At 30.5% G+C, this 17,404-nt stretch carries 15 protein-coding genes; 4 read left to right on the top strand and 11 right to left on the bottom strand.

The genetic code is table 11. The features are described from left to right. Positions 1 to 257: 257 nt before the first annotated feature. The gene (locus tag KA830_RS08245) at positions 258 to 1,349 is read left to right on the top strand and encodes a prephenate dehydrogenase (RefSeq protein WP_046208321.1); all 1,092 of its coding nucleotides are present in this window, start codon (positions 258 to 260) and stop codon (positions 1,347 to 1,349) included. A 298-nt stretch (positions 1,350 to 1,647) separates the two neighbouring features. On the opposite strand, the gene panD is transcribed toward KA830_RS08245, so the two are convergent. Then, on the bottom strand, positions 1,648 to 2,031 hold the full coding sequence (panD, locus tag KA830_RS08240; RefSeq protein WP_046208322.1) for an aspartate 1-decarboxylase: 384 nt from the start codon (positions 2,029 to 2,031) through the stop codon (positions 1,648 to 1,650). Positions 2,032 to 2,157: 126 nt separating this feature from the next. Here panD and KA830_RS08235 point away from each other — a divergent pair, with 126 nt between their 5' ends. Continuing rightward, a complete protein-coding gene (locus KA830_RS08235; protein WP_073342186.1) occupies positions 2,158 to 3,030 on the top strand; it encodes an oxidoreductase in 873 nt (290 codons plus the stop codon). 294 nt (positions 3,031 to 3,324) lie between these two features. Here the strand turns inward: KA830_RS08235 and KA830_RS08230 are convergent, their stop codons facing one another. Further along, positions 3,325 to 4,596 carry a Y-family DNA polymerase gene (locus tag KA830_RS08230; RefSeq protein WP_073342188.1) on the bottom strand — a complete coding sequence of 424 codons (1,272 nt, stop codon included), beginning with the start codon at positions 4,594 to 4,596 and terminating at the stop codon, positions 3,325 to 3,327. 147 nt (positions 4,597 to 4,743) lie between these two features. Between KA830_RS08230 and KA830_RS08225 the strand changes: the two genes are divergently transcribed. Next, positions 4,744 to 4,929 (top strand): 2-hydroxymuconate tautomerase, encoded by a 186-nt coding sequence (locus KA830_RS08225; protein ID WP_204180041.1) that lies wholly within the window; start codon positions 4,744 to 4,746, stop codon positions 4,927 to 4,929. Positions 4,930 to 5,291: 362 nt separating this feature from the next. Here the strand turns inward: KA830_RS08225 and KA830_RS08220 are convergent, their stop codons facing one another. Further along, positions 5,292 to 6,269 carry an LCP family protein gene (locus KA830_RS08220; protein WP_046208542.1) on the bottom strand — a complete coding sequence of 326 codons (978 nt, stop codon included), beginning with the start codon at positions 6,267 to 6,269 and terminating at the stop codon, positions 5,292 to 5,294. A gap of 140 nt (positions 6,270 to 6,409) precedes the next feature. Between KA830_RS08220 and msrA the strand changes: the two genes are divergently transcribed. Then, a complete protein-coding gene (msrA, locus tag KA830_RS08215) occupies positions 6,410 to 6,910 on the top strand; it encodes a peptide-methionine (S)-S-oxide reductase MsrA (RefSeq protein WP_046208543.1) in 501 nt (166 codons plus the stop codon). 59 nt (positions 6,911 to 6,969) lie between these two features. Here msrA and KA830_RS08210 read toward each other — a convergent pair whose 3' ends face one another. From KA830_RS08210 to KA830_RS08175, 8 genes are all read right to left on the bottom strand, one after another. Continuing rightward, the gene (locus KA830_RS08210; RefSeq protein WP_064208990.1) at positions 6,970 to 7,881 is read right to left on the bottom strand and encodes a D-ribose ABC transporter substrate-binding protein; all 912 of its coding nucleotides are present in this window, start codon (positions 7,879 to 7,881) and stop codon (positions 6,970 to 6,972) included. A gap of 15 nt (positions 7,882 to 7,896) precedes the next feature. Then, positions 7,897 to 8,844 carry an ABC transporter permease subunit gene (locus tag KA830_RS08205; RefSeq protein WP_046208545.1) on the bottom strand — a complete coding sequence of 316 codons (948 nt, stop codon included), beginning with the start codon at positions 8,842 to 8,844 and terminating at the stop codon, positions 7,897 to 7,899. Next, the gene (locus KA830_RS08200; RefSeq protein ID WP_073342193.1) at positions 8,831 to 10,321 is read right to left on the bottom strand and encodes a sugar ABC transporter ATP-binding protein; all 1,491 of its coding nucleotides are present in this window, start codon (positions 10,319 to 10,321) and stop codon (positions 8,831 to 8,833) included. Before KA830_RS08200 ends, KA830_RS08205 begins: the two co-directional genes overlap by 14 nt. A 12-nt stretch (positions 10,322 to 10,333) precedes the next feature. Beyond that, positions 10,334 to 10,723: a D-ribose pyranase gene (gene rbsD, locus KA830_RS08195; protein WP_070658492.1), complete on the bottom strand. Its 390-nt coding sequence runs from the start codon at positions 10,721 to 10,723 to the stop codon at positions 10,334 to 10,336. A 49-nt stretch (positions 10,724 to 10,772) separates the two neighbouring features. After that, entirely contained in the window at positions 10,773 to 11,777 is a 1,005-nt protein-coding gene (locus tag KA830_RS08190) for a LacI family DNA-binding transcriptional regulator (RefSeq protein ID WP_204180043.1), read from the bottom strand. A gap of 374 nt (positions 11,778 to 12,151) precedes the next feature. Further along, positions 12,152 to 12,718 (bottom strand): hypothetical protein, encoded by a 567-nt coding sequence (locus KA830_RS08185; protein ID WP_073342197.1) that lies wholly within the window; start codon positions 12,716 to 12,718, stop codon positions 12,152 to 12,154. 432 nt (positions 12,719 to 13,150) lie between these two features. Next, positions 13,151 to 15,673 (bottom strand): bifunctional lysylphosphatidylglycerol flippase/synthetase MprF, encoded by a 2,523-nt coding sequence (gene mprF, locus KA830_RS08180; protein WP_210123859.1) that lies wholly within the window; start codon positions 15,671 to 15,673, stop codon positions 13,151 to 13,153. Positions 15,674 to 15,947: 274 nt separating this feature from the next. Next, positions 15,948 to 17,180, bottom strand: coding sequence for an AI-2E family transporter (locus tag KA830_RS08175; protein WP_204180045.1), 1,233 nt, complete (start codon positions 17,178 to 17,180; stop codon positions 15,948 to 15,950). Between the last annotated feature and the right edge of the window lie 224 nt (positions 17,181 to 17,404).

Below are 17,404 nucleotides of genomic sequence, written 5' to 3'. Positions count from 1 at the left end.
ATAATACAAGTATCATTTAATTTTGTCAACTCTTATTTTAAATTTCTTCAGTTTATTTAAAGTTACTTAGTGACTAACCTTTTTAAATATATAGCCTTTGTTTTAGTTAAATCATTTCGAATCAAAAGTGTTTTAAAATCGTGTCCTTATATGTTAATTCTGTTTATGAAATAGAAATTGAAACACGTATTGCGAATTAACTTCACCTACTATACAATGTTACTATTCTGAAAATTTTGATAGAGGTGGTCAGCAAAATGAAACAAATACTTTTTGTAGGTTTAGGCTTAATTGGTGGTAGTCTGGCCAGTAATTTAAGATATTATCACAATGACATTGAAATTACTGCATATGATGCAGATCGCTCTCAACTAGAAAAGGCTTTATCTATTGGAATTATTGATTATCAATCTAGTGATTATAAAGCCTGTGTAGAAAATGCAGATATTATTATTTATGCCACGCCTGTGCAACAAACAATCAAATATTTACAAGCACTACCAAACTATCAAACGAAGCCTAATGTCATCGTTACTGATACTGGCAGTACTAAATTGACAATTTTGCAATATGAGCAATATCTTTTAAATCACAATATCCACTTAATTGGTGGTCACCCAATGGCAGGTAGCCATAAGTCCGGTGTGCTCAATGCAAAGAAACATTTATTTGAAAATGCTTTTTATGTTTTAGTTCACGATGAACCTGCAAATGATAAAGCTTTTGATGAAATACGTTTATTACTTAGTACAACAAATGCTAAATTTATTGCTACCAATCCAAAAGAACATGATTTTGTAACAGGCATTGTTAGTCATGTCCCTCATATCATTGCATCGAGTCTCGTGCATTTAAATGCAAACCATGCGTCTCACTCTTCACTTGTTAAGACACTTGCTGCTGGAGGTTTTAGAGATATTACAAGAATTGCAAGTGGCAGTCCAATTATGTGGCGTGATATTACCATTGAAAATAAAAATACCATCGTTGATATATTAAAGGAATGGAAATCACAAATGGAAGATGTCATCACGCTCGTTGAAGAAAATAAACCGGAGGCGTTATATGATTTTTATAATGACGCAAAAGTATATAGAGATGAATTGCCACTTAAATCACAAGGAGCACTGTCTATAGAGTATGATCTTTATGTAGATATTCCTGACAAACCAGGTATGATCAGCCAAGTAACACACATCTTAAGTTTACATAATATTTCTATAAGCAACTTAAGAATATTAGAAGTTCGTGAAGATATTTATGGTGCATTAAGAATTAGCTTTAAAAATCCTGAAGACCGAAAAAAAGGCGCTGAAGCATTAAGCGACTTTGATACTTATATTGAATAGACTTTATCTTATCTTTATAATTTAATAACTTCATTGTGATTGTGTTAAGTAATTGCTTAATTTAATTTTTCTTTGCACAAATGCAAAACTTGAAAAAACATTTAAGTCAGTTACTTATTTAGAAGCTGTTAAATATTAATTAGTTCAATGTCAAAATAAAAACGTTTTAGTATATGACCAAATATGAGCCTAGCGCAAGTTTTATTAGAAAACTTGCGCTAGGCTCATATCATTTAGTTCTTTTGTCGATTTCATTTGAATTAAAACTATCCAATATATCATACGCTGTGCTACATATTTAATTTATCAATTTCCCTTCTTCTTCTTGTATCATCTCTATAATTTCATTATCTTCATTCATAAGTGCAACTTTTGGACTATGATTTAATGCTTCTTCTGCTGTAACTTGTACATAAGACATGATAATAATAATATCATTTACTTGAACAAGCCTAGCAGCTGCACCATTTAGGCATATTTTTCCACTATTACGTTCTCCTTCAATCACATAGGTTTCTAATCTTTCTCCATTGTTATTATTCACAATTGCAACTTTCTCATTTGGTAATATATCTACCGCATCTAAAATATTGCGATCTATCGTGATACTTCCTACATAATTAAGATTAGCTTCTGTTACACGTGCACGATGTATTTTTCCATTCATCATAGTTTTTATCATTTGTTTTATACTCCTGTTCAAAAAATTAATTTTACATTTTTAGTTGATTAACACTTTATTATTTATTACTATCATAAGCATATCTATTATAATTTTATTTTCTAAATAAACGGAGGTCAACTATAAATGAAAAAGATAGGTATTATTGGTCCTGGCGCTGTCGGTAGTTGTATCACAGTTCAACTTTTAACAACAGAACATAAAGTCTATTTAATTGGTAGACGTAATGCGTGCATTACCTATCAAGATCCTTCGAAAAATGTAAATATGACACTTAATGTTGTTACAGCATCGGACATTACCGAACCATTAGATATTATATTCATCGCTGTTAAAATCCCACACTTAGATGGATTATATAAACAAATTAACCATTTAACTCAAGATACTACTATTGTTATATTAGCTCAAAACGGATATGGACAACACTTTAAGCTCCCTTTCCAAAATATGTATCAAGCTGTAACTTATATTAGTGGTCAAAAGACTGATCAACACGTGATTCACTTTAGAGATGAGATACTTCACTTACAACAAGATGATAACACAGAGTCATTGAAAAAAACATTAGCTTCAAGTGGACTTTCACTTGTGTTACATAAAAACATTGAAGTGGAAATCTGGTATAAACTATTAGTTAATCTAGCAATCAATACAGTTACTGCGCTTGGAATACAGCCTGCTTCTATACTCAAACAACCTCATATTTATTCGCTATGTGTATCGCTATTAAAAGAGGGTTATATAATAGCTAAACACTCTGGCATTAATTTTTCTGAGGATGTTATTGATGAAATAATGACAATTTATCAAGGTTATCCAGATGATATGGGAACAAGCATGTATTATGATGTACTTGCAAATACTCCATTAGAAATCGATGGAATACAAGGTTTTCTATATCGACAAGCGCGAAAGTATAAATTAACGACACCGCACCTAGATACGATTTATGCTTTATTATTATCTAGACATCATGTTTTTTCAAATAATTCATAGTAAGCATGTGCACCCTATTATTTTATACATTGCTTCTTATGTTGATATTATATTTACAGTTTAGTGGGTGTGTGTTTATTTTATCCTTACGTAGTATAGACAAGACAATTCGTTAATGATGTTATAGATATATGATTTAAATTGTGTCGTTAAGCGCTCACTCAATTTGATTTAATAATTATTTTTGGAACGGGCCGCCCCATATAAGCTTATTTAAAATGATACCCGTTCCACATATTGATAATGAAGTTAATTTATAACTACTTTAAATCTTTAGTTTATCATTATTCCTTTTCACATTTTATGGCCGGCCATAAGCCCTAAACGCCCATGTTTTGTACCTGCGTCTGTATAAGAGATTGCTTTAGATACGATACCCTTACCAAATTTTTGATGTAACGCGTCAATCGTTTTGGCCAATTTTTCATTTCTTTTTCTTTCGTATTCATCTATAAATAAATTCAATTGTGTATTTCGCTCATCTATAAACTGTGTGAGTGAAATACTCACTGTTCTATATAGCATTGTTGAATCACATAATTTGTCAGCTAAAGATTCTACCACCTTGAAAATCGTACCTTCTAAATTAGTTGGATCCTCTAATGTGTATTGCTTATGCACCCCTCCATGATCACTATAACCAAATGAAAAATGTATCGTCTTAGCTAATTTATTTCTTGCTCTAACACGACTCGCTACATCCTCAATTAACTCCTGCATCACTACTTTAGCTTCCTCATAACGATAATCACGCATCAATATTTGACTTTTACAAATCGAGGGATTAACTACACTATACTTGTCTCTTATTCTACTTTGATCAATACCATTCGCATGTAAGTGTAAATCCACACCTACTGTACCAAAATCCCTTTTTAAATATTGATATGGATAATGCGCTAGATCTCCTATAGTAAAAATACCGCGTTTATTCATTTTTGCTTCTGTTTTTTTACTAATTCCCCAAAATTTACTCAATGGTGAAATAGGCCAAAGTTTGTGTGGCACATCTTGATATCTCCATTCAGCAATGAAACTATTAGTATGTTTTGCTTCTATATCCATTGCAACTTTACTCAATAACATATTTGAACCAATTCCTATTGAACAATGTATACCAGTTTCTTCTAGAATTTCATATTGTAGCTTTTTGCAAAAAGATTGAATTGTACTACTAAATCTGTGATAACTATTTGTTACATCCATAAAGAACTCATCAATGCTATATTGATGTAAGTCTTCCGGAGCGACATAGCGTAAAGCAATTTTAGAGATTGCTACTGAAACTTCCAAATATTTTCTCATGCTTGGATTGATAATATATATATCATTTCTATGAGGAATTTCGAATAATCTCGATCCTGTTTTAATACCTATAGCTTTTAGTGGACCCGTAGCAGCTAATACAACTGATCCCTGTCTCTTAGTATCTGCAACAACTGCTAACTTTTCTTTCATTGGATCTAGCCCTTTTTGTATACAAGAAACACTTGCAAAAAAACTTTTCTGATCAATACACAATATATCTCTTTCCTCTAGCAGATTGTAATCATAAAATTCATACATATGACATTCCTCCCCTAATCACTTATATTATACAAGAACAAATGTTCTATTTCAACTTAAATAAGAACGTTTGTTCTTATTGTTATTTTTATAATTTTGTGAATTTTCATGCTATAATATATAAAAATAGATTAAGGTGGGATTTAAATGCCAATAGTAAATGTAAAATTGTTAGAAGGTCGCTCTGATGAACAACTAAAAAATTTAGTCACAGAAGTTACTAATGCAGTAGAGAAAACAACAGGCGCAAACAAAGAAGCTATACAAGTTGTAATAGAAGAAATGAAAACTTCTCATTATGGCGTTGCAGGAATTAGAAAATCAGATCAATAATAATTTACATATCAAAAATATAGAACATAAACATCAATATCTATTGCATCATATAGATATTGATGTTTTTTTACTTTTGCCAAATCTAACTATACATGAATGGTATGCTTAGAGAAACGTATCATGTGTAGGCATATAAAACTGTTTCAACTACATCACTTAAAGCAATTGGGTAATTTGCTGACACCCGAGGAAACTGATATGCGAAAGAGACTATAGGCAAGAATCATATTCCTAGGCAAACTGCACAATCAAAATCGCAACATTCAAAATAAATAAGGACTAATCCATTGGCATACGGATTAGTCCTTATAGCGTGAAATTTGTATTCCATTCTCATTTAAATGAATTCACTAAACTCGTTATTCATTCAAAAATTTCTGTACTTCCTTTTTATTTTTGGCTTTATCGATTTCTAACGCACTACCATCCATTGGTGATTGGATATCTTGATAAGTGTTTTGTATAGGTAAAGTAATAGAATCTACCTTTTTATCACCACGTATTCCAAAATTCAAACCAGTTTGAATGAGTGCAGAATCAGGCATATTTGTATTTAAATAACCTCTCAAAATACCCGCAACTCGAGGTAATTTAGGTAGCGTATCCAAACTCGCTAATTCTTGTTTAAGTGATTGCATGACTTGTTGCTGACGTCTTACACGACCGAAATCGCCTTCTTCATCATGTCTAAATCTAGCATACCCTAATAATTCTTTACCATTTAATCGATGATGACCTTTCTTCAGTGACACACCTATATTTTTAGACATATCTTTTTCAACATCAATTGGAACACCATTAGGTTCCAATTCATCAATCATTTTTTCAAAACCAGTAAAATCAAGAATTGCATAATACTCAGGGTCTATACCTAAATTTTTCTTTAATGTTTGTCGCAATAGTTCAGGTCCACCGATAGAATAAGCAGAATTAATTTTATGTTGACCATTTCCCGGTATATCCGCATAAATATCTCGCATGACAGACATCATCTTCATTTTTTTATGAATATAATCATACTGTGCAATCATAATCGAGTCGGTTCTAGAAATACCACCTTGCTCTTTATCTGCACCTAAAACCATAATTGTGATTTTTCCATCATTTTTTTTAGCACCGTTAAATTTGTGTTGCTTGAGCGTTTTGCCCTGATCTTTTGCGTATTCAATACCTGATTTATAACCATGCACAGAATAGCCAACAATAATGGCTAAAATAATTACAATAATTAAAATTATAATTGGAAATTTTTTTAATTTTTTCTTTTTTGTCCTACGCATCGTCGGTTGTTCTTCTGTGTTTGTGCTTTCTTTACTTCTGTGTTTATGTTCATTCATATGTAATCAACCTTATATCTTCAAAATTGCACTGCTATGTACTATAATTAACATATATTAAAGTTATATAAAAACTGAATAAAAATCAAGTAATATCTTAATATATGGTACTAAGGTCTAATATGGAAAGGATGTTAAACATGAATATAAATAAAGCATACTTCGCTGGAGGTTGCTTTTGGTGTATGGTCAAGCCTTTCGACACATTTGAAGGGATTGAGAAAGTGACTTCTGGTTACATGGGAGGTCATAAAGATAATCCGTCGTATGAAGAAGTTAAGACGGGTGACACCGGGCATTATGAAACAGTTGAAATAGAGTATGATGTCGCTCTATTTTCATACAATAAATTATTAGAAATATTCTTTTCTGTAATAGATCCAACTGATGAAGGAGGACAATTCCAAGATAGAGGATCACAATATAAAACAGCAATTTTTTATACAAACGAAGACCAAAAAGCAGTAGCTGAAGATTATGTAGCACAATTAAAACAAACCATAGACAAAGAAAAAGCTATTGCTACAAAAATATTACCCGCTTCTACATTTTATGAGGCTGAAGCAGAACACCAAGATTTTTATAAGAAAAATCCCGAACGATATGCTCAAGAACAACAAGAACGTCAAAAATATAAGTAAACAAAAAAACCGGTGCTTTTGCATCCGGTTTTTATTTATTACTCGCACTTTAACATAAATTACTGCCGCTTCATTTCTAAAGGAATTTTATTCTTTTTCTCAACCTTTTTACCATTATATAAATCCATTATCGTTTTAACACTTTCTTCACCCATCAAATTAGGTTGTTGCGCCACTGTAGCAAATAACTTACCTTTTTCAACAGATTTAATCGCATCTTCATTACCATCGAAACCAACGACTTTAATGTCTTTATTTCCTATCGCTTCTACAGCACCTAATGCCATTTCATCATTTTGAGCAAAAATAGCTTGTATTTCAGGATGAGCTTGAATAATATTTTGTGTCACATTTAGACCTTCTGTTCTATTAAACTTAGCACTTTGTTTGGAAACTACATCAAGTGATTGATCTGCGACGTTATGGAAACCTTTACCACGTTCACGTGTAGCACTGGCACCTGGGACACCTTCAAGTTCAGCTACTTTCGCATCTTTACCTAATTCATCAACAATGAGTTTCCCTCCCATCTCACCGCCTTTGATATTATCCGATGCTATAAATGAAGCAACATCCCCTTTAGCTACATCTCTATCTAATGTAATGACTGGTATTGCCTCATCATTTGCGATTTGAATACTACCTGATATCGCATCAGAATCTGTCGGGTTTACAATCAAGTAATCTACTTTTTGTTGAATTAAGTCATCAATATCATTAGCTTGTTTCGCTGCATCATCTTGAGCATCTGCAAACTTAACTTTGACGCCTTGTTTCTTCGCTTCTTTTTCAATACCATCTTTAATTTTCACAAAGAAAGGGTTATTTAATGTAGAAATACTCACACCAATAACAACATCAGATTTTTTCTTATCTACTTTACCATTGTCATTTTTTTCTATAGGTGATTCTAGTGAACAACCTGTTAAAAATAATAATATAGCTGTTACAGTTATAAAAAGCTTTTTCAATACCAACACCCCCTGTTATTTGTTTTTTCTATCTATAAGTACTGCAATGATAATCACGACACCTTTAACCACTTGTTGGTAAAATGAAGATACACCTAATAAATTTAAGCCATTGTTTAAAACACCAATAATTAACACACCAATCAACGTCCCAACTATACGTCCTTTACCACCTGTAAGCGAAGTACCGCCAAGAACTACTGCTGCAATAGCATCTAATTCATAGGACATCCCTGCAGTTGGTTGTGCCGAATTTAAACGTGAAGTTAAAATTGATCCTGCCATAGCTGACATTAAGCCGGCTAAACTATAAATCATTATTTTAATTTTATTGACCTTAATCCCTGAAATAAATGCCGCTTTTTCATTACCACCCATAGCATAAGTCTGTCTACCAAATACAGTTTTATGCAGTAGGATATATAATATGATAAATGTAATAAACATCGTGACAGCTGGTACTGGAATACCTAAAAAGTAGCCTCTACCAAATAATTGAAATGCATAACTACCATTTAAATTTGTAATAGGATTTCCATCTGTAATAACAAGTGTTAGCCCTCTAAATACGGTCATTGTAGCTAATGTCGCAATGAAAGGCGCCATTTTACCTATCGTGATGAGCAAGCCATTTATAGCACCCAATACCGCCCCAAATATGCAACCTATAAATAAAGCTACAATAGAATCCATACCAGAAACCATTAAAATCGCAACAAATGCACTAGATAAGGCAAGTGTCGATCCTACTGATAAATCAATACCTCCAGTTAATATTACGAAAGTCATGCCAAATGCAATTAAACCATTAATTGAAACCTGTCTTAATAAATTAAATAAATTAGAAGGCTCTAAAAAAGCGCTATTTAATACACTGATAATAACAACTAATAATATTAAACCAATAAAAGGTATAATTTTTTCTAAATACGAATAAGAAAATGATAATTTAGACTGCTTCATTTAATTTTCCTCCTGTAGCTAAAGTCATAATACGCGCTTCCGTGATAGCTGAATCTTCTAATATGCCTGCAATGGAACCTTCATGTACAACAGCGACTCTATCACTCATGCCTATAATTTCTGGTAATTCTGATGAAATCATAATAATAGACATACCTCGGTCCGTTAATTCATGCATCAATTGATATATTTCTCGTTTAGCACCTACATCGATGCCACGTGTTGGTTCATCTAATATTAATACATGTGGTGCAGTCGCAATCCATTTAGCCAAAACAACTTTTTGTTGATTACCACCAGATAAAGTGCCACATATATCTCCTATTTTGCCTTTAATATTTAAACGCTGAATCATCTGTTCTGAATATTGTTCCATAGCATGTTGTGTTAAAAATCCAGAGCTTGAAAAGCTTTTTAAAGCTGGTAAAGTAATATTTTCTAAAATTGAATCTTGTAAAACTAACCCTTCTTCTTTTCTATTTTCTGTAATAAAAGCTAAACCTTGTGAAATAGATTGATTAGGGTTTTGAATTTGTAATTGTTGATTATTTAGTTTTACCGTTTTATTCCCTTTATCTAATCCAAAGAGTACTCTCATAATTTCTGAACGACCCGCACCCATCAAACCACTAAAGCCAAGTATTTCTCCTTTATGTAAATCAAAATGTATATCCTTTAAATGATGTTCATCTGAATCTAAATTTTCAACAGTAAGCACAACATCTTCTTGATGATATTGTCTAACAGGGTATTGATTATCTAAATCTCTACCAATCATAGATTTTACTATTTCAGCATGTGTCGTATTTTGTGTTTCCTTAGTTAAAATCGAACGACCATCTCTCATAACTGTAATACGATCTGAAATTGTAAAAATTTCTTCCATTCTATGAGAAATATATACAAAAGAAACGCCATCTTTTTTTAAATTTTTAATTTGTTCAAATAATGTATCTATTTCATTATTTGTTAAGGCTGCAGTAGGTTCGTCCATGATAATGATTTTTGATTTTTCCATTAATGCTTTACTGATTTCAAGCATCTGTTGCATACCAACAGATAAAGTGCCTGCCATACGATTTAAATCGATTTCAATATTTAGCTTTTTAAAAATGGACAAAGCACGTTGTTTCATTTTTTTATTATCAACAATGCCAAAAAATTTTGTTTCTTCTTTTCCTAAAAACAAATTTTCAAGTACTGTAAGATTAGGCCAAATATTTAACTCTTGCTGAATAAACGACACACCATTTTGTTCAGCATCTATTGTATTTTTAAAGTGTATCGGCTGACCATTTTCTAAAACATTACCACTATCCGCATTATATACGCCAGTTAATATTTTCATAAGCGTACTCTTACCAGCTCCATTTTCACCCATTAACGCATGTACTTCTGCATCATTGATTTCAAAATCAACACCTCTTAAAACATCGTTTTGCCCAAATGACTTATATATTTGATTCATTGTTATCATATTTTTCACCCCTTAAAATAAAACACCACTAGATAAAATTACATTAGCGTAAGGTGTCGCTTCACCTGTTCTTATAATTGCTTTAGCTTCCTTACTATACATTTTTAAAGTTTCATGAGATTCCGTGACCATATCAATATTTTCAGCTAATAATTTCACATATAACTCACTATTTTGTTTTATCATTTCATTTGCAATAGTAAGCTGTTCAATTGCCATATGTTCTTTAACTACATTAAATACTTCTTCAAATGATGGATGTCCAAAAGTTAATGCTAAATCTATTTTTTTAACACCATCTGGTACCGGCAGTCCACAATCAGCTATGATAATTGTATCTGTATGACCTAAATCACTAAGCACTTTAGAAATTTCGCTATTTAAAATACCAGTTTTATACATTTAAATCCCCTCTCGTTAAATCTTATTTTATGTAACCCGTTACACATTACTACTTAAATCTAATACTATTTCTGCGTTTAATTGATAACTTTAACCTATTATCTTGTTGTTCAATTATAGAATTTTTATTTAACTTTAATAAAATTGATACCGCTTGCTGCCCTAAAAAATATGCGGACTGATCAATAGTTGCAATTTGAGGAAACGTCATTGCAGAAAAAGGTATATTATCATAGCCCACAATTTGAATATCCTCGGGAACTTTCAATTGAAATTGTTGAATAAGGCCCATCGTTTCAATTGCCAGTACATCATTGCTGCATATAATACTATCAATCTGTAAATCTTTAATTAATGAAATAAATGCACTTTTATTATTTAATGTTTCTGCTGAGCAATCATAATAGCTCACATTATAGTTATTCAATTCTTGTTTAATACCATCTGTCCTTAATTTAAATGCCCGTATATTCAAATCTAAATGGAGGATCAAAATATTTTTTGCTTTACCTTCTAACACAAGTCGAGCTTGTAATTGTCCGCCTTCAAAATGATTCATAGAAATACCATTACCTTCATTTTCAACACGATCTACAAATACATAATGAATACCTTGTGACACTAATAACTTTTCAATTTGATCATCAGCAAATGCTGTTGCAATAACACCTACACAATTATAAGCATTGAAAGTGAATAAATACTCTTTCGCCTTATCAACATCGTTGTCACTATTTCCAATTAAAACTTGAAAACCGTGCGCAAGCGCTATATCTTCAACACCTCTTGCTATAAGTGTAAAAAAAGGATTACTGATATCTGGTAATAATAAGCCAATCATTTTTGACTTACGTTTATATAATGTACGTGCTGCTTCATTAGGTTGATAGTTAAGCTCATGAATCGCACGTTCAATTTGTATTTTTGTTTGAGCTTTGACATATCCATTATTATTTATCACTCTAGATACCGTTGCTACTGAACAACCAGCTAACTTAGCTACTTCTTTAATTGTAACTATAAAAATCACCTCTATTTTTGTAACCGTTTTCATATTATCATAATCATTTACATTTTGATAGTTTATTTGAAAATTTAATTATTGTAATATTTAATATCCTATATTTTTTTAATTTATTTATATAACACGAAAACGATAATTTATAGTAATCAAATCAGCAGTATAAATAATTTTTTATTTTATGATCAAAAAATTGGCGTTAACTTTTCTATTAAATAATTATATAAACAGTTGAAATCAGTTATATTAAATTCGTACTTATACAAATTTTTATTTAGCGCTTACCTCATTATGTTTTAAAATATATTTCTGTCATATCGTAAAATTCAAATAAAAAAGACCCATCCAGTAGTTCGGATAAGCCCTTTATGCTGATAATAAAATTTTTATTTTCTCACATTATAAATTTATTTTATAGTAGACACTTGATCTATATTCTCTATTGCCTTCACCTTTTTATTTGAATCAAAATATACTTTAACAGAGAAATGATTGGATGGATTATCATCGTATATCATCGTACCATTGTGATTATTGTGTACTCTATAACCATGTACTTGCGAAAATGATTCAATAGTAACATTATCAGGTACAACAAAAATTCGTTGAACTTTATTATTTTTGAATAAAAATGCCATGTCACCATATTTATGTGCTTTCATATTAGCAATTTGTATTGTTTTTTCACTATCACCAAAGTATGTTTCAACTTTGTGTTTGTCCATGCCTTTAGAAATGTGCATATAATGATTTCTTACATCACTATTCATAAAATTTTCACTGAATTGTTGTGACAAAACATTGATCTTAGGCAATTTATATTTGGTCTTTTTCTCCTGTTTAAATTTTTCGTTTTGAGCAGATTGATTTGAACCTTTGTAATTTGTATGTATGTTATCATATAACGATTTAATTGAGAGTGTTAACGCAACTAAAAGCATCACGATTACCAAACTAATTATAACTTTTTTCATTTCCCCACCCCATTGTTCACTCTGCAAACATTAATATTTACATATTACTACATTATATTGAAATTTTAAATGTATATTAATAATATAACAAATGAAAATAATTCAAAAAGCTAATGTTACTACAGTGTAAAAGAACAATTATATTTCAAAAAGAAACCAACTATATAAAATGTTAATTTTCATTCAAATAAGATGATATCATGATGTTGAAAGCGTTTTCTAATGATGATATATTATAAATACACCTTGAACAAAGGGTAACTAGAAATTCATAAATATAGTTAGAGTCAAAATGATATTTAGAAAGTATATCGTTAGTTTATTAAAAAGTAGTTAATAACTTCTCCGGCGTTAACTACAAAAACCATTAAAAACTATAACTCCAAAAAACAACCAACAATCATTAACGGGATTGTTGGTTGTTTTGTTTTATTATTTCTTTCTAATTACACGCATGACTTTTGTCATACTTACCCATAATGAGTTATCTTTACGATACACTAAGAACCTTGGCTGCCAATTGGGATTAAACTTTTCTTTATAACGTCTTAATCCTTGAAATCTATATAATCCATTGAAATGCTCAAATACTCTACCTGCAAGTCTTTCTCTATAAAAAGAAAAAGGTACTTTACCCACATTGGACAGTGTAGCCATGCCCATATTAAAGTATTGATACTCATTTGCCTTAGCCCATAACAGCATATGAAGATATAAACTATCCATCAGAGGTAAGGAGGTATCCGATTTCCAACGTATTAAATCAATAGACACAGTTGAATTATCATTAACAGGCATAAATGTACAAAAACCAATTATAGCATTCTCTTTATCTTTAATAACTCCGATCGGCGCCTTCGATATATAATGTTCACTAAAATGTCCTACTGAAAATTGCATTTCTGTAGAGCCTGATAACCAATCATCGCTTATTTGTTTTAATTCATCAAAAACGTTTTTTGAAAAAGGAGGTTCTAATATCTCAAAAGTACACCCCAAATCATCTAACTTATTTAAAGTAGCACGTAAACCACGCTTCTTTTTACCTGAAGTAGTGAAAGTTGATAAATCAATAATGGCTTCTTCGCCTAATTTAAAAAACTGATTTCCAAAATCATGATAAATTGACATATATTTATCAGTGACTTGATAGAAAATAATGTCGTAACCTAAATATTGAGCTTCATTATAAAATCTTTCGAGCAACTCATGGAACGAAGCACTATTTCCAATGGGGTCACCTAAAACAATATATGCATTCCCCTTATAACGATACATCACAAATGCGTCTTGTTGTTCATTAAAGAAAAACTTCTTATCACCACTGTATATGAGATGACTTAAATGATTTCCCCCAAATTTCTGAATAATCGTTTCACATTGTTCTAGTTTTTGACCACTGCCTGCAGATTTGAATCTTGCTTCAAACCACCACACAACAATACTGACTATAATTGCTACTGTAATAATCGTGAACCAAAAATAATATCTTAAAAGAGACGTATCTACTTCTATATGATAAATATCTAAAGTGTAAAATGTATTTTTTATAAACACATGATTAATGAATAACACAAGAGCCCCAATAATTACACTAGACAATAGTTTCGTATATCTAAACGGACGCTTTATGACACGTGCACTTCTATAAAATACAGCGAGCATTACAAACATAGTAATTAACCAACCTAAAAGTACCAAAGAAGGATAAGTATAAACAGTGACACTAAATATGATAATGATTGAACAAATTGCAAACAAAAGTGCTCTCCTAGATAAATGATATACACCTATCACATTTAATAATAGTAATAGACATGCACATGTATGAATAGAAGCGATAATATAATAAAACGCATGGTTATTACTATATAACCCATCATAAATTATTGTAATGTTATTAAAGAAAAATAAAGCACTCGTAAATAAAAGTAACAATGCAATGGAAAATGCTGGTATCCTAGTTAAGATATCTTTTTGATAAGATGCTAAAAGTGATGACATATCTTTCACAGGTATCATAATTTTAGAATCATCCAAATAACGTTTTGCCGTATTTCTAAATTCAAACGTTGAGAGAATAAGGGCAATTAAAACAGGAAATAAGTAATAAGCAAACCTGTAGAGCAATAAAGCTAAAACAATTTTTTCTTCTGGAATATTTAAACTTTTCAATCCTAGTAATAGTACCAAATCAAATGTACCAAATCCTCCAGGAATAAAACTGATTAACCCTGATAATGCACCAATGATAAATATTCCCATAAATACAGAGAAATGCACCTGTATACCAACAATTAATAATGCCATATATAATACTGCAGCAGCAATCATCCATTCAATACTAGAAACAATGGTGCAATAAATTCCAGTCAATTTACTTTCTTTATTTACTGGTTTCCAAATTGTAATAAAAATAAAAATAGGCAAAAACAACGCAACAACATACATTAACCATCTAACCCAAGGGAACGGACTAAATACATGTCTAACATCAAACACATGAAATACTACTAAAATAGAAAGCATACTTAAACCCGTCAACATGGAGATTAAAACAATAGAAATAGTATGCAGTAATGCCTTTTTATCTTCTGTAGTATCTTTATATAATAAAAATCTTACGCTCGCTCCTATGAATCCTCCAAAGCCCAATACTGCGTTCAAAGCATTTACAATATATCCTATACGTACGGTTTTAACTAAAGATATCTTCAAGTGTAAAACTTTAGCTAAAATCACATCATACATTGATAATACCAGTATGGCTAGACCACCACTCAAAAAAAGCACAACCAACCATACACTATTAATATCTTTTATAGAATGAATCGTTTCTTTTAAATTTATATTTGCTAGTTCTTTATATAAAGTAAAAACAACAAATATAAATAATGAAATTGCAAATAAAACTTTTATTATCGTTAATAATTTATTTCCTAGCTTCTTTGACATGTGTTCACATCACTTTTCTATATTCATATAACATTTAAAATATAGCACAATTTTTATTTTTTATAAATAATTTTTATACGAGTTAAATATTACAATATTGTTAGACCACACACTCAGTTACAAAAAAATATACACATACTTTCATTTTATACGCACAACAATAAAAAGTATCTTAATATATCATTTCACTTAACAACGTGTCATTCCACTTCAGTTATGATAAGAGGCTGAGACAATTAATTTGTCCCAGCCTCTGTCGTACATTATTTATAATTTAACTTTTACGAATTTCTTCATCAGAAGTAATTTCATATTCTCCTGCATCATCACCATAATATTTGTTATAACGACGTTTGTACATTGTATATAAATGCGAAACTAGTACTTTCAATATTGCATAAGCAGGAATACCTAAAATGACACCGACAACACCTAATAAATTACCTGCACTTAATAAGATGAATATAATTGTAAGTGGGTGAATTTTCAATGTTTTACCCATGATATTTGGAGAAATAAAATGCCCTTCAATAAATTGAACAGCCGTCCAAACTATCACTAACTTCAACAACATAATTGGTGAAGTAATTAAAGCAATAATAATTGCTGGTGATATCGCAATCGTTGGACCAATATATGGAACAACACTAGTAACTGCAGCGATCGAAGCTAAAATTAAACTGTAGTCTAAACCGATGATACTATATCCGATAAATAATAATATACCAATACAGAACGATACAATAATTTGTCCTTGGATATAAGAACCAACTTGTAGACTCATTTTATCTAATAAATCATGAAAGTCTTTTCTAAATTTAGGGGGCATTAAGTTTGTTGAAAACTCTTTGAAACGGTGCCCATCTTTTAACATAAAGAATAAAACAAATGGTGTTGTAGCAATTACCACGCCAACATTCACTAATGCTTCAGCAAAATTTTTAACTTTAGAACCAAAACCATTAAAGTAATCAGACACCATTGAAGGTAATTTTTTCGCCAATGAATCTAATTGATCTTGAATTTGACCATAAAAATTAGAAATTAAAGAGTATTTCGTTACACTATCTATAAATTTATTAACCTTATCTACATAGTACGGGAAGTTATTTCCAAAACTTTTAAACTGAGCACCAATTACAGGTATTAATAAATTAATTGCTAGCGCAATAACACCAATAATGACTAAGAATAATATGATTACACCCCAAAGTCTTGAAATATTATACCGTTCCATCAAATTAACTAATGGGTTAAATAGATAATATAATATAATCGATACAATAATCGGTGCTACAATTGTATTAAAAACAATTATAAATGGTTTAAAAATATAAGAAACTTGATCGAATATAAAAATAGCACAGCCAATAAATATTAATATGAGCAAAGCAAAAACTAAATCTTTGCCACCTAAAAATTTCATAAAGCGTGTTTCAGGGAAACTTAGTTTTAATCTATTTTTCTTAGATGTCGTTTCTTTTTTTAAATTATCTTCATTTGACATAACATCACCAAACCTTATTTTTCAAAATATATTGCTTATTTAGCGCATAGCCAAAAAATAATGCACCTTTGTAATACAATACATAACGTTCAATATTTAAAATAACTAATGTTAATCATAACACAATGACCATTTACCAAACATATATTTTGCCATGTTTTATTAAAAATTAACTAAACATCCATAATAATAGCAACGAACAATATGTATTAATACGATATAAG

Origin of the sequence: Staphylococcus sp. GDY8P119P (assembly GCF_017892075.1) — a bacterium.
Lineage (GTDB): Bacteria > Bacillota > Bacilli > Staphylococcales > Staphylococcaceae > Staphylococcus > Staphylococcus ureilyticus.
Note: the sequence above shows the minus strand (reverse complement) of the source record. Positions and strands in the feature narration are given on the sequence as shown.